Source organism: Litorisediminivivens sp. KMU-197 (assembly GCF_056858395.1).
This window is the reverse complement of sequence record NZ_JBXEQG010000002.1, coordinates 167677-181316: the sequence shown is the minus strand read 5'-3', so window position 1 is coordinate 181316 and position 13640 is coordinate 167677. Positions and strand designations below refer to the sequence as shown.

At 64.2% G+C, this 13640-nt stretch carries 15 protein-coding genes; 5 read left to right on the top strand and 10 right to left on the bottom strand.

Annotation, left to right across the window (positions count from 1 at the left end):
• Positions 1–20: 20 nt before the first annotated feature.
• The 7 genes from soxB to AC04PT_RS05780 form a co-directional block, all read right to left on the bottom strand.
• The gene (soxB, locus tag AC04PT_RS05810; RefSeq protein WP_482872643.1) at positions 21–1718 is read right to left on the bottom strand and encodes a thiosulfohydrolase SoxB; all 1698 of its coding nucleotides are present in this window, start codon (positions 1716–1718) and stop codon (positions 21–23) included.
• 87 nt (positions 1719–1805) lie between these two features.
• The gene (gene soxA / locus AC04PT_RS05805; protein ID WP_482872642.1) at positions 1806–2648 is read right to left on the bottom strand and encodes a sulfur oxidation c-type cytochrome SoxA; all 843 of its coding nucleotides are present in this window, start codon (positions 2646–2648) and stop codon (positions 1806–1808) included.
• Between the two features lie 80 nt (positions 2649–2728).
• Positions 2729–3058, bottom strand: a complete 330-nt coding sequence (soxZ, locus tag AC04PT_RS05800) for a thiosulfate oxidation carrier complex protein SoxZ (protein ID WP_482872641.1) — start codon at positions 3056–3058, stop codon at positions 2729–2731.
• Positions 3059–3080: 22 nt separating this feature from the next.
• Complete coding sequence (gene soxY, locus AC04PT_RS05795) at positions 3081–3497, bottom strand: thiosulfate oxidation carrier protein SoxY (protein WP_482872639.1); 417 nt, start codon at positions 3495–3497, stop codon at positions 3081–3083.
• A gap of 25 nt (positions 3498–3522) precedes the next feature.
• Positions 3523–4002: a sulfur oxidation c-type cytochrome SoxX gene (gene soxX / locus AC04PT_RS05790; protein WP_482872638.1), complete on the bottom strand. Its 480-nt coding sequence runs from the start codon at positions 4000–4002 to the stop codon at positions 3523–3525.
• Positions 4003–4117: 115 nt separating this feature from the next.
• Positions 4118–4696 (bottom strand): thioredoxin family protein, encoded by a 579-nt coding sequence (locus tag AC04PT_RS05785; RefSeq protein ID WP_482872637.1) that lies wholly within the window; start codon positions 4694–4696, stop codon positions 4118–4120.
• Positions 4697–4714: 18 nt separating this feature from the next.
• Positions 4715–5455, bottom strand: coding sequence for a cytochrome c biogenesis CcdA family protein (locus AC04PT_RS05780; protein WP_482872636.1), 741 nt, complete (start codon positions 5453–5455; stop codon positions 4715–4717).
• A gap of 50 nt (positions 5456–5505) precedes the next feature.
• Here AC04PT_RS05780 and AC04PT_RS05775 point away from each other — a divergent pair, with 50 nt between their 5' ends.
• From AC04PT_RS05775 to AC04PT_RS05765, 3 genes are all read left to right on the top strand, one after another.
• The gene (locus tag AC04PT_RS05775) at positions 5506–5934 is read left to right on the top strand and encodes a hypothetical protein (protein ID WP_482872634.1); all 429 of its coding nucleotides are present in this window, start codon (positions 5506–5508) and stop codon (positions 5932–5934) included.
• A gap of 86 nt (positions 5935–6020) precedes the next feature.
• Positions 6021–6317: an ArsR/SmtB family transcription factor gene (locus AC04PT_RS05770; protein ID WP_482873073.1), complete on the top strand. Its 297-nt coding sequence runs from the start codon at positions 6021–6023 to the stop codon at positions 6315–6317.
• Between the two features lie 34 nt (positions 6318–6351).
• Positions 6352–7407 carry a YeeE/YedE family protein gene (locus AC04PT_RS05765; RefSeq protein ID WP_482872633.1) on the top strand — a complete coding sequence of 352 codons (1056 nt, stop codon included), beginning with the start codon at positions 6352–6354 and terminating at the stop codon, positions 7405–7407.
• Between the two features lie 179 nt (positions 7408–7586).
• Here AC04PT_RS05765 and AC04PT_RS05760 read toward each other — a convergent pair whose 3' ends face one another.
• The 3 genes from AC04PT_RS05760 to AC04PT_RS05750 are packed head-to-tail and all read right to left on the bottom strand — an operon-like array spanning position 7587 to position 11509.
• Positions 7587–9128: a heme biosynthesis HemY N-terminal domain-containing protein gene (locus AC04PT_RS05760; protein WP_482872632.1), complete on the bottom strand. Its 1542-nt coding sequence runs from the start codon at positions 9126–9128 to the stop codon at positions 7587–7589.
• Positions 9129–9141: 13 nt separating this feature from the next.
• Positions 9142–10731 carry a COG4223 family protein gene (locus tag AC04PT_RS05755; RefSeq protein ID WP_482872631.1) on the bottom strand — a complete coding sequence of 530 codons (1590 nt, stop codon included), beginning with the start codon at positions 10729–10731 and terminating at the stop codon, positions 9142–9144.
• A 49-nt stretch (positions 10732–10780) separates the two neighbouring features.
• A complete protein-coding gene (locus AC04PT_RS05750) occupies positions 10781–11509 on the bottom strand; it encodes a uroporphyrinogen-III synthase (RefSeq protein WP_482872630.1) in 729 nt (242 codons plus the stop codon).
• A gap of 73 nt (positions 11510–11582) precedes the next feature.
• Between AC04PT_RS05750 and tsaD the strand changes: the two genes are divergently transcribed.
• The gene (gene tsaD, locus AC04PT_RS05745; protein WP_482872629.1) at positions 11583–12677 is read left to right on the top strand and encodes a tRNA (adenosine(37)-N6)-threonylcarbamoyltransferase complex transferase subunit TsaD; all 1095 of its coding nucleotides are present in this window, start codon (positions 11583–11585) and stop codon (positions 12675–12677) included.
• Entirely contained in the window at positions 12674–13639 is a 966-nt protein-coding gene (locus AC04PT_RS05740) for an NAD(P)H-dependent glycerol-3-phosphate dehydrogenase (protein ID WP_482872628.1), read from the top strand. The genes tsaD and AC04PT_RS05740 overlap by 4 nt, the downstream gene beginning before the upstream one ends.
• Position 13640 lies beyond the last annotated feature (1 nt).

The window sequence follows — 13640 nt, the reverse complement described above, 5'->3', positions numbered from 1 at the left end:
GGTCTCCTCCAAGTTGTCTGTCAGACGCCGGTGACCTCGACGCTGTTATTGGGATCGAGCGTAACGGTGCCCAACTTGGAAATATGTGCCTCGACCACGTCCCAGATCGGCGGGCCTTCGGTGCCTTCGTTCACAGACGCCCAGCCGGCAACGACGTAATTGCGCGCGGGGTCAATGGCCTCGCCCGTGCTGAGCAGGGTCATGTCGCTGATGCGTTCGCCCTGCGGCTTGGAAACATCGATGCGGTAGCCCATGCCGCCGACGCGCACCATGTCGCCGCCCTGCTGGTAATAGGGGTCGGGATTGAAGATGTTGTCGGCCACGTCCTCCATCACCACCTTGAGGAACTCGCCTGTCATTTCCGTGCGATAGGCGTTGGGATAGGTCATCGAAGTGACGTTCCAGATATCCTCGCGCGTGATCTTCTGTCCGGGGATCAGGCTGGGGCCCCAACGGACGCCGGGCGACAGGGCAATCTCGGCGTCGCGCTCCGACAGCAGCGCATCGCAGATCAGGTCGTCCCACGAGCCGTTGAAGTTACCGCGACGATAAAGCAGCGTGTCAGTCTCGCCGATCACCTCTTTCAGCTCGGCCTCGTAAGGCGCGCGTTGTTCGTCGATTACCGCCGCAACCTCGGCATCGGGGGTGATGACGTCCGAGAAAATCGGGATCAGCTTGTGCCGGAAGCCCATCATGCGGCCGTTCTGCACGTCCAGATCCACGCGGCTCACGAACTTGCCGTTGCTGCCGGAGGCCACGATGATCGTATCGCCCACCAGCACCGGCTCGGGCAATGCGTCATGGGTGTGGCCCGACAGGATCACGTCGATGCCGGTGACGATGCCGGCCATCTTCTTGTCGACGTCGAACCCGTTGTGGCTGAGGCAGACCACCAACTCGGCGCCTTGCGCGCGGACCTCGTCGACCATCTCCTGCATGTGCTCGTCACGAATGCCGAAGGCATATTCCGGGAACATCCAGCCGGGGTTGGCGATGGGCATGTAGGGGAAGGCCTGGCCGATGACGGCGATCTTGACGCCGCCGCGTTCAAAGAACTGGTAGGGCGGGAACATCTCGGCCGGTTCGTCCCATTCGGCGTCGAAGATGTTCTGGCCAAGCGCCGCGAAGGGAAGCCCCTCGACAATCTCATGCACGCGGTCTGAGCCCAGGGTGAATTCCCAATGAAAGGTCATGGCGTTGGGCTTCAGCGCGTTCATCACGTTGACCATGTCCTGGCCTTGCGTGTGATAGCAGGTGTAGCTGCCGTGCCAGGTATCGCCACCGTCGAGCAGCAGCGCGTCGGGACGGGCGGCGCGGATCGAATTGATCACGGTAGCGACCCGGTCAAGCCCGCCGACCCGTCCGTAGGCCTGCGCCAGCGAGGCGAAGTCGCCCGAGGACAGGGCGTAGTGCGACGGCGAGCCGTCGTCGATGCCGTAGAGCTTGCGGAAATCCGCGCCGGTGACGTGCGGCACCGCGCCCTTGTTGTCGCCGACGCCAATGTTGATCGATGGCTCGCGGAAGTAGATCGGCTTCATCTGCGCATGGATGTCGGTGACATGGATCAGCGAGACATTCCCGAAAGTGTCGAACTCCAGCAATTGGTCCTGCGTCAGTGCCTGCTGCGCGGCGAGGCGCGACCAGTTGCCGAAACCGGAGGCACCCAGCATGGCGGAAGCGGCCATCGAGACCTGAAGGAAATCACGGCGGGAGATCATCGGGCATTCATCCTTTTCACATGCGCATATGTGAATGAGTTAAAAACAGAAACCCCCGCGCCGGTGACGACGCGGGGGTTTGGTTGGTTACTGGCGGACCGCCGGGGTCTCGACCGACAGGCCGTTGCCGCGCGAAGCCACGTAAAGCTCCAGCGCGCGGAACTCGTCGGAACCCTCGGCGAAGGTCTCGGCGCGAGTGTCGCGAATGCAGCCGCGGAAACGGTTGTGCTTCGAAATCAGCTTGGCCTGCTTCAGACGGTAGGTCGGGAAGCCGTTGATCTGGCCCTGCGACAGGTGGTCGGCGCGGATGTAATTGCCGTTGTTGTCCTCGTGGCAGGACGCGCAGGACAGCTCAAGCTGGCCGTAACGGGTATAGTACATCTCCTTGCCTTGCTCCCAGAAGCTCTGGGCCGGGCCGTGGATGGCCACATCCACTGGCATGCCGCGCGACTGGTGATAGATCGCGGCGACCATGCCCTGCATGTCCGCGCCCGACCATTTCCAAGGCTCGGCTTCCATACGTTCGGTACGGCAGGCGTTGATCAAATCCTCCATCACCACCAATTTGCCGGATTCGTTGACCTTGGGCATCTTGGCACCGAGGCCCGTGAAGGCTTCGATATCCTCGTGGCATGAGGCGCAGCTCTTGCCGGCGTCGCCCTCGACCACTTCGAACTGGTCCAGCGCCTGATCGACGAAAATCATGCCAGGGTTGTCGAAATCGTCCAGCTCAAGCGACTGGGTTTCATCGGTGCGGTAGTGCCAGCCCGAAATCACCTGGTCGAGCGCACCATCCAGATGCGCGGGCGCGTCGGTCTTGGTGATCATCTCGACGTCGCCGTTGATCAGCAGGTTGTCGTCGTCCGGTCCGCCGGCCAGTGCCGGAACCGCCAGCATCGCGGCAATGGCTGTCAGTGCCCTTAGTTTCATGTCTTCCCTCCCAAAGCTGTCCTGCCCCTTTTCGGGGTCAGATTGCGCGCCTGCCCCGTAGTCGGGACAGGCCGGGGCCTTCAGCCGATGGTGATTTTCTTGGCGTCTTCGTAGACCGAGCCGTCGTCGTCGTACCAGGTGAACTTGAATTCACCCTCTTCCGGTACGGTGGCTTCGAACTGGAAATACGGGTTGGTCGAAATCGCCGGCTCCATCGCCACGTCGATCACGTTCTCGCCGTTGAAGTCGCAGGTGAAGCGGTTGATGATCGAGCGCGGGATCGGGTTGCCTTCCTTGTCCTTGCGCTGACCCGATTCCATCTGGTGGCTGATCAGGGTCTTGATCGTAATCGCCTCACCGGCGCTGGCCGTTTTCGGCACCTTGACGCGGGGTTTCACACCTTTTGCCATGATAAATACTCCCTTTGTCTGGTTAGCCGCCGCAGCCGCCGATGGTGACCTTCACGGTCTTCGAGGCGCGGACGAAGCTGCCGTCTTCCATCTTCGCCACGGCAATCACGTCTTGCGTGCCGGCCAGTCGAATCCGGGTCGAAGCCTCCTGCGCGGCGGCCATCGGGCCGAAGTTGAAGGTGGCGACCGGCGGGGTCGGGTTGCCGGCGGCAAACACCGCGATGGCACTGGCACCGGGTGCGGAGACCTCGATCGGCACGGTGTTACCGTTTTCGGCGATCTCGGGCGCTGTCAGTTCAAGACCGCCTTCGCCCACGTCGGCACCGCCGGTGAACTCGTTGATCATGTCCTCGACCGCCGCGAAGGCGCGGAACGGCAGAACGGTCATAAGCGCGGCACCGGCACCGAGGGCCAGTGTTTCGCGTCGCGTGAATTGCATCATTGCTCTCCTTTCAGGGGGCAGGTCATTCGTCTTTCAGGGTCAGAAGAAAAGCCACCACGTCTTCGATTTCCTGTGCGCTCAGCAGCGGCGGCAGGGGCTCTTCGCCCGCCTTGCCGGTGAAACCGTAGCCGGGGCGAATGTAACCGCTGGTCTTGTAGAAGGCCGGCATGACCGTGCCGTCATAGGTCATCTTCGCATTGGCGACGATGCCGCGCAGTTCCGCCTCTTCCCAGCGCGATCCGACTCCGTCAAGCACGGGCCCTACTTCGCCGTGGAAAGGCGCCTCGTTCAACGCGGTGACCGCGTGGCAGGCAAGGCAGTTGCCCTTGGACTTGCTCATCATGATCTGGGCGCCGCTTTCCGCGTCGCCCGCCGCGCCCGAGAGCGAGGCCTCGATGGCGCCGTAATCGTCATAGGTGACGTCTTGCGGCGCGACCTCGGCCGCGATCGCGGCGTGTGCGCCCAGCGCGACAACCGCCAGTGCTAGTGTCGTTAGCCTCATATTCCCTCCCTTAGTCGCTACCTTGTTTTTGAGTCAGGTTGCTGTGGTGTACCGTAGTCCACTGCGTCACCTCGACGCAACAACAAATTCATGACTTTGAATTAGTCTATTTGAATCAGTCGGTGCTGCCGTTGTCTCGCTCCTGGATCATCCGCGCATGGTACCGCTGGAAATCTTCATCGTTATCAAGCAGATATCGCTTTTCCGCGACCCATGTGAACATGTCCAGAGTGGTGCCCGGACCGAAGGCGCCGGGCATGGTGGCGACGGCGGCTTGGGGCGCGGTCTGGCCCTCCGGAACCTCCTCGGGCAGGAACATCAGCGTGGGCGTGAAGAGAATCCCCCACTTGCGCGCCATGTCCTTTTCGCCAAGCACGTCGCCGTCGAAATCGGTGACCTCGACGTCTCCGTGCAGGTTCAGCTGGACAACGAAATAATTGTCGCGAATCATCGCGTCGATTTCCGGGACCGGAAACACTTCCCGATGCATCTGGTCGCAATAGACGCATCCCCGCTGCTCGAAGAACAGGACCAGCCGCTTGCCTTCGGCATTGGCTTCCTCAAGATCTTCGCGCAGGTCCTTGAAGGTGTCGCGCATCCAGTCTGCCTTGTGCAGCCCGTCGTCACCCAGCTCGGCAGCAGTGGCCGGAATCGCCAGCAGAAGCACCGTCAGCAATGCGAAAATCCGTGTCATGTCGTCCTCCCCTCGGCGTCAGCCGATCCTTGTGAAGACCGGAAAGGTCTCCAGCATCCAGAATGCGATGTAGTTTATCGTGTCGGTGGCGATCAGCACACCGAAGATGATCAAAAGCACCCCCATCGCCTTCTCCACCAGCGGCAGGTGACGGCGGAAGCGGGCCATGAACCGCATGAACGGCCCGATGAACAGCGCCGCGGCAATGAAAGGCAACGTCATGCCCAGCCCGTAGGTGAACAGCAGCGTGGCACCGGTCGCGGCGGTCTCTTGCCCGGCGGCGGTAAACAGGATCGCGGCCAGCACCGGACCAACGCAGGGAGTCCAGCCAAAGGCAAAAGCCAGGCCGATGACATAGGCACCGACGATGCCGAGGTTGGACGTCGTGCTCGTCTCGGCGCGGAACTGACGGTAGAGGAAGCCGATGCGTATCACGCCGAGGAAATGCAGGCCCATCAGGATGATGATCGCCGCCGCCACCCAGCGCAGCACGCCAAACCAGTCGCGCACAAGCTGGCCGAAGATCGTGGCCGAGGCTCCGAGCGCCACGAAGATTGTGATGACGCCCAGCGCAAAGGCGGTCGCGGTAATCATCGCACGCAGGCGCACGGCGCGCGATATCGTGGCCTCGGCGGTAACTTCGGTCATGCTGACGCCTGCAAGGTAGCTCAGGTAGAACGGCACCATCGGCAGGATGCAGGGCGACAGGAAGGACAAGAGCCCCGCCAGCAGAGCCCCGATGTAGGTGACGTCGAACATTCCGCTTCCCGCTTGTAAAATTCACATATTCAAATTATGTTGTTTATCAAATGCGCGGTCAAACAAAAGCCTCCCCGATTGTCGGATTTCTTTTCGGAATCCTGTCGGCCCTCCTGCTGTGGGCCGGGCCGGCCCGTGCCGAGATGGCGCTTGTCATGGTTGAAGAGCACGGCTGCATGTGGTGCGCCCGCTGGAACGACGAGATTGCGCCAATCTATCCCAAGACCCCCGAGGGCCAAGCCGCGCCGCTGATGCGGATCGACATCCGCGACCGGCCGCCCGAGGACATGGAATTCGATCGTGCCTTCCACTTCACGCCAACCTTCATCCTGATGGTCGATGGGGTGGAAAGCGGCAGGATCGAAGGGTACCCGGGCGAGGACTTCTTTTGGGGTCTGCTCGGCAAATTGATGGAAGACGCGAAAGACGTGCTGGGCGAACGGGCAGCAGTAACGAGTGGACCGGAGATGGCGGGATGATGGACACAACACGCGCAGAGGTGGATCAGGGTCCGGTGGGCCTGCCGGTGTTTGATGAAAACACCTGCGACGAAGATCTCGAACAGATGATGGAAAATGCCACCCGCGCGGCGAACTTCCTCAAGGCCATCGGGCACGAGGGCCGGCTGATGATCCTGTGTCACCTCGCCACTGGCGAAAAATCGGTGACCGAATTGGAAGACCTGCTCTCCGCGCGTCAGGCGGCCGTGTCGCAGCAGCTTTCGCGGCTGCGTCTTGAGGGACTGGTGAAGCCCCGGCGCGACGGCAAGGCGATCTACTATTCGCTGGCCGACGAGCGGCCCCGGCAGATTATGGAAGTTGTCTACAACCTGTTCTGCAACCCTGCCCGCGCAAAGGAATGAATGCAGGACGGCCCTTTCAGGAAGGCATCCGCCGATGATCGAGACAGTGGGAGAACCTGCAGCCGTTGCCTTGGTCGGGCTGGTGACCGGCCTAATGCTGGGGCTGGCGGCGCGGCTGGGACGGTTCTGCACGCTGGGCGCGGTCGAGGATTACTTCTATTCCAGCTCGGACCTGCGGCTGCGCATGTGGGGTGTGGCTCTTGCCGTAGCGGTGATCGGCACCTTTGGGCTGATCGGGCTGGACTTGCTGGATCCGGCCGATCCGGTGTTTCTTGCGCAGGCGTGGAATCCCGCGGCCTCGGTCCTGGGCGGGCTGATCTTCGGCTATGGCATGGCAATCAGCGGCAACTGCGGCTTCGGCGCGCTGGCGCGGCTTGGTGGCGGTGACATGCGGTCCTTCGTGATCGTGGTGGTGACGGGGATTGCAGCCTATATCACGCTGTCCGGGCCGCTTGCGGCGCTGCGCGTCTGGCTGTTCCCGGTCGAACAGGGCGGCGATGCATTGCCCGGCATCGCACATGGGCTGGCACGGCTGACAGGACTTGGCGTTGTGCCCCTCGGCATAACGCTAGGGCTGATTGTGCTGTTGCTGGTGATCCTGCCGCGCAGGGTGCACCGCTCACCCGAAACCCTGATCTGGGGCGCTGTGGTGGGGCTGGCCATCACGGGCGGCTGGGCCGGAACCGCCTGGGTCGCGCGTACCGGGTGGGAAGACGTTGCGGTCATGTCGCACACCTTTTCGGTGCCGCTTGGCGATGCGATTCTCTATGCGATGCTGTCCTCCGGCCTGGGGCTGAGCTTCGGAGTCGGCTCCGTTGCCGGTGTGTTGGCGGGGGCCTTCATAGGTTCGATGATCAAGGGCCATTTCCGCTGGGAGGCCTGCGACGACCCGCGCGAGTTGAAGCGCCAATTGGGCGGCGCCGTCCTGATGGGCACAGGCGCGGTTCTGGCAACGGGATGCAGCATCGGACAGGGTCTGTCGGCGATGTCATTGCTGGCGTGGAGCGCGCCGGTGACGCTGGCCTGCATCTTCGCCGGGGCCTACGTGGGCCTGCGCCAGTTGGTTGAGGGGTTCGCCCCCGCAGAATGACCCCGCTCAGGGCGGTGCAAATCTACCGACAGGTCTTGCAAGTCCCATCGATAGACTTTCGATCTGTCCGGCTCCGATCTCGAACTCCATCAAAGTCATGTCGGCTTGGCCGCAGACAAACCCGGGCCGAAACTTTTTGGCCCCGGCCGGGGAAATCCGTCAGTGATGCTTAAATCCGTTCAGGCGCGAGGTCTGTCTGTTTCGATTTCCGCGTCAGGCGGCGGAGGTGTGGTGATCACCTCGGCATCCTCCGGCTCGTCCACGGGTTCGCTGTCATCCACGTAGCCTTCGGCATCGTCCGCCGCGGCCATGTTCATCGCCGACTTGTCTTCGATCGATCCCACGATCAGCGGCAGCATGGCGCTGTCGGCGCGGGTCAGCGCCGACGCGGACGTCTCGCCCTGAGGCACCTTCCAGCTCAGCGTGTCGAGCGCGCTGCAATTGGTGCAGACCGCCGTCCATTCGCCTTGAATATTCGAGCAGTTCTCGCACACCCACTGCGGCCCGCGCGAGGCGTTCAAGGCCCGGGCCAGCCAACCCTTGACCACCGCGTCCGAAGCACCCTCGCCACGTTCGATCGCGGCCATGATGGTCAAGGTGCGGATATCCGGGTCTTCCTCGGCGAGGTTGCCCAGTGCACGGCGGGCGGCGGGGAAATCCTCATCGGCGATGTGCAGTTCCGCCTTGAGCAGCTTGGTTTCGCGGTGATCCGGTGCCAGCTTAAACAGGTGCTGGAAGCGCTTGATGCGCTCGGCCGGGGTTTCCTCGGGCTCGATGGCCGCGAAGGTGGCGGCAAGGTCGGGGTGCGGCCGAGCTTCCCATGCCTTCTTGATCACGCGGGTCGCGTACTTCGGCTTGCCCTGTTCGATATAGCTGCGCGCGGCCATGACGGCGGCCGGGATCAGCTCGGGCGACAGGCGGTTCGCCTCAATGGCAATCTCGCGCTGTTCGATGGTTTTGTCCTCGGCGGCCACGTCGCGCGCCTCCGACAGCGCCAGCACGGCAGACCGACGGCGATGAACGTCGCGCGGCAACGAACCATGCTTCAGCTTGGCGTTCAGCGTCTTGCGCGCGCCCGACCAATTGCCGTGCTCGGCCTGCAGCTTCAGCAAGATGTCCTGCGTTTCTTCATGGCGCGGCTTGATCGCAAAGGCCCGTTCGGCCAGCTTCAGCGCGGTGTCGGTATCGCCATCGGCCAGCCGCTGCTTCATGATCCCGCGCACCCCGACGAAGCGGGTGTTTTCATTGGTGACCAGCTGCTTGTAGACCGCCTCGGCCTTGGCCCGGTCGCCAGACATCTCGGCCGCCTGCGCCTTGAGCAGGTTGGTCAGCTCCGGCTTGTTCAAATACCGCTCGGCCTTGTTCGCCTTGGCCATCGCCAGCTTGCCCTCTCCCGAGGCCAGCGCCATCATCCCGTCGCTCAGCGCATTGTAGCCCTTGCGTTCGCGGTTGCGGTCGAAATAGCGCGAGATCGCGGTCTCGTCTCCATTGACGAAGCGCAGGACCGCGAAGAGGAACGACACCACCTTGAGCACGATCCAAAGCGCCACCAAGAGCGCCAGCAGCGCGAGCACCGCCTGCAGAGCCGAGAAGGTGAACTCCTGCCCGTTAAAAGTGACGCGCATGCCTGCGCCGTCATATTCCAGCAGCCAACCGGCGCCCCAGGCGAGGGCCACCACGACCGCGACAAAGACGAGGATTTTCAGAAGAGTCCAAAGCATTTTTTCGTCCTTATCACTGGTTCAGGCGCGCGGCGATGGCATTGGCTTCGTCCAGCGCGGCACTGCGGGCCTCGGCGTCCGCCACCCATTGCGACAGAGCCTCTTTCGCCACCTCCGGCAGGGTCTCGATCTCGGTCAATGCCTCGGCAAGGTCGCCACGGCGCACTGCGGCCTCTGCGCGTGACAGCACTGCGTCGGCGCCCACCCCGTCGCGCGGCTCGACCGAACGGACCTGAAACATGTTTCCCAAAACGCCACCGATGCCGCCGCTGTCTTCGTCCGGCGCATTCGCACGTGCGGCCCGCAGCGCGGCGCGGGCGTCGTCGGGAAAGCGTTCGCGCAGGGCGTTCTGCGTGGCCACGCCCTCGGCGGCCACAGCTTCAAGCGCCGAAGTCTCGGCCTCGACGTTGTCCTGCAATTCGGCCAGCGCCTCTTCGAACCCGGTGCCGTTGTCCAGCGCCGAGACGATCCGCGTCATCGCCGAACGGGCGGCGGCCAACCGGGCTTCTTCCAGTGCGCGTTCCTCCATCTGGGTGGCCTCGGCGGCGATCTTCTCGATCTTGGCCTTCTCGGCGGCGACGGTTTCCTCGATCGCCAACCGCTGCTCTTCCATCGACCCGCGCAGCCGCTCCAGCTCGGATTCATAGGCGGCAATCGCTTCGCGCGACACGGTGTCGGCGATCGGCTTCTTGGCCAGCGTGGTCAGCCGTTCATCGATTTCCGCGATCTGGTCGGCAAAGCTCTCGGTGGCGCCGACGCGATCTGCGATGGCCGACAGGTCGCCCTGCGTCACGCCGATGATCTCCTGAATCGCCGCCAGGTCCTCTTCCAAGGCACCGATCCGAGCCGCGATATCGTTGTTCAACGTGGTGACCTGTCCGGACAGCGCCTCGATCTGTGTGGACTGCGCGGCAAAGGTGTCGCGGGATTCCGTCTCGAAACTGTCGTCCTGCCCGAGATACCAAGCCGCGCCGAAGCCCAGCGCCGCGGCCACCGCGCCGCCCAACACCATCGGGACGAACCCGCCGCGGCGATTCTCGCCATCGCCAGAGGCCGCAGGCGGCACCACGCCGGCGGTTCCGCCGCCGTCGGTGCTGCTGGACGTGTTCGTGTCGGTGTCGCTGGCCCTTAGCGTGTCATCGTCATAATTCGAAGACGCGATATAGGCATCGTCCCCACCCAGCGTATCGTCGCCGGCAAGCGCTTCCTCAGGGGTCTCGTCCTGCGTCTGCCACGGGTTGTCATCGCGGCGCGCGGATTGCGTGGCGGGCGTCGCCGTTTCCAGCGTCGGGTCGTCGGTGAGGACGGCTGCCTCTTCTTCCGGCGCTTCCAAAGGTTCGTCCGTATCTTCGCTGCCAATTCCGTCCGCGTCGCCGAGGTCGTCGGTGGCTTCGGGCAGGGTGTCCTCGTCGTCCGGTCCGATAACCGTGTCGCCGCCGGACAACGTGTCGTCGGCAGGCACAAGGGTATCTTCGCCGGCCAGATCATCCTTGGATGCGCTTACGGTCTCGGCCTCCGCCGCCCCGGAACTCTCGACGGTCTCGTTCTCCGTCACCGGCTTGTCTTGGTTCTCCGTCGACTTCGGACCTCTGGACTTGGACACCTGCGATCACCCTTTCCGAATCTTACTGCTGCAACGCAACAATCTTACCTTATGGCAGTGGTCTGCCCCCCTCAAGCGGACTTGGATGTAGATAGAGCGCCGCGACCGCAGTGCAAACCCCAGTGAGGTCGGGACTTTCGGCAATGCGCAGAACCTTTGGGCGCAACGCTGCGGCACGCTCGGCCACCGCCGGGCTAATTGCAACCACAAGTAGTTGCGCCCGAGGCGATATCTGACCGGACAGGATGTCGGCACTGCGCGGCGATAACAGCGGTAGGATCACTGGTCGCGTCCCGGTCAGAAGCGCCAGCGCCTCCGGGCTGAGCGGCCTCTCCTGTTGATCGTAGATCACCGCCTCGTCGGTCGGCAGCCCGCTTTCCGTCAGCCGAGCCGCGATTTCGCCCCGCGTGTGACATCCGCGCAGGTGCATGAAACGCCGTACCGGACGGGTCGAACGAAGGTGATCGACAAGGGCATCAGCATCCGGCCCGCAATACTCCGCCCGAAACCCCCGCTGCATTGCGATCTGGGTGGTCTTCCGCCCGACACAGAAGGCGCGCCGGTCGGTACCACCGTCAAAGGCCCGGACGCCGTTGGCGGAGGTGAAAATCACCCCGTCAATATCAGCCAGGTTCGGCCCCACGTCCCGCGCCACGATTTGCATCAGCGGCGAAATCACCACCGGTCCGGGCGTCACCTGTGCACGCAATGCCTCGACAAAGGCCCGCGCGTCCGCCTCGGGCCGGGTCAGCAACAGCGCAGGCTTGGCGTCGGTCATCGGCCACGGTCGGGATTGTTTGACATGGGGGCAAGTGATACCTGCCAATCAACATGACCGCAACGAGACGGCAATGACCCACACCCTGACCCTGCTCGGCCTCGAAAGCAGCTGCGACGACACCGCCGCCGCCGTGGTGCGCGGTGTGCCCGGACAGGCAAAGGTGCTGGCCTCGGTCGTCGAAAGCCAGAACGGATTGCACGAGGCATTCGGCGGCGTCGTCCCCGAAATCGCGGCGCGGGCGCATGTGGAAAAGCTCGATGTCTGCGTGCGCGAAGCACTGCGCAACGCCGGGGTGACGCTAACCGATGTTGACGGTATCGCCGTGACCGCCGGTCCGGGATTGATCGGCGGCGTCGTGTCCGGCGTGATGTGCGCCAAGGGGATCGCCGCCGGGGCGGGCTTGCCGCTGGTCGGGGTCAATCACCTCGCCGGCCATGCCCTGACCCCACGCCTGACCGACGGCGCCGCCTTTCCTTACCTCATGTTGCTGGTCTCGGGCGGGCACTGCCAGTTCCTGATCGCGCGCGGCACCGAGGATTTCACCCGCCTTGGCGGCACCATCGACGACGCCCCCGGCGAGGCCTTCGACAAGACCGCGCGGCTTCTGGGCCTGCCACAGCCCGGTGGCCCGTCGGTAGAGGCGGACGCGCGCCAAGGCGATGCCAAGCGCTTCGCCTTCCCCCGCCCGCTGCTGGACCGTCCGGGGTGCGACATGTCCTTTTCGGGCCTGAAGACCGCACTGTTGCGGACGCGGGATGCCATAGTCGCGCAAAAGGGCGGGCTGACGCCACAGGACCGCGCCGATCTCTGCGCCGGGTTCCAAGCCGCCGTCGTGGATGTTCTGGGCGAAAAAACGCGACGCGCGCTGGTGACCTACGTGGCGGAAGCACCAGCCGCCCCCGTGCTGGCCGTCGCCGGCGGGGTTGCCGCGAACGCCGCGATCCGCCAGCGCCTTGAAGAGGTCTGCAAGGAGGCCGGCGTCAGTTTCACCGCCCCGCCGCTCAAGCTCTGCACCGACAACGCGGCGATGATCGCCTATGCGGGGCTGGAACGTATGGCGCTGGGGCTGGTTGACGACATGACGCTCGCGGCGCGACCGCGCTGGCCGCTCGACCGAAGCGCCGCGCCGATGCTGGGCAGCGGCAAGAAAGGGGCCAAGGCATGACTATCGGGGTGATCGGGGCGGGGGCTTTCGGCACGTCTTTGGCGATCTCGCTGGCAGCGGACGGGCGCGAGGTGCTGCTCTGGGGCCGCGACGCCGAGGCCATGGCCGGGATGCAGACCGCGCGCGAGAACGCCAAGCGCCTTCCCGGTGCAGCCTTCCCCGACAGCCTGACCGCGACCGCCGACCTCACGCAGGCCAGCGCGCCCGATGTGCTGCTGCTGTCGGTGCCGATGCAACAACTCGAAGCGCTTCTGGAAGACAACGCCGATACGCTGGCCGGCAAGACCCTGGTCGCCTGTTGCAAGGGCTTCTCCGTCCGCACCGGCGAAGGCCCTGTCACCCAGATCAACCGCATCCTGCCGAACGCTCAGGGCGCCATCCTCACCGGGCCGAGCTTTGCCAGCGACATCGCAAGGGGCCTGCCGACGGCGCTCACCTTGGCCTGCTCCGATGCCGACCGCAGCGAGGGGCTGCAAGAACAACTCTCGACCCGGAACCTGCGCGTCTACCGAACCACCGATGTCTGCGGCGCCGAACTGGGCGGCGGCCTGAAGAACGTGATTGCCATCGCCGCCGGCGTGGCCATCGGCGCCGGTCTGGGCGAAAGCGCCCGCGCCGCCGTGATGACCCGCGGCTTCGCCGAGATGACCCGCATCGCCATGGCGCTTGGCGCGCAGCCTGAGACGCTGGCGGGCTTGTCCGGCTTTGGCGACCTGACGCTCACTTGCACGTCGACGCAGTCGCGCAACTATCGCTACGGGCAGGCGTTGGGCAGCGGCACGGCGTTCGACCCCGGCACCACCGTCGAGGGCGCCGCGACGGCCAAGGCCATGCTGCCGGTGGCGCGGGCGCAGGACGTCGACATGCCGATTACCGCTGCCGTCGCCGCCATCATCGAAGGCAAGCTTGACGTCCGCGCGGCGATGGACCAGCTTCTCGCCCGGCCACTGAAGGAAGAATGAC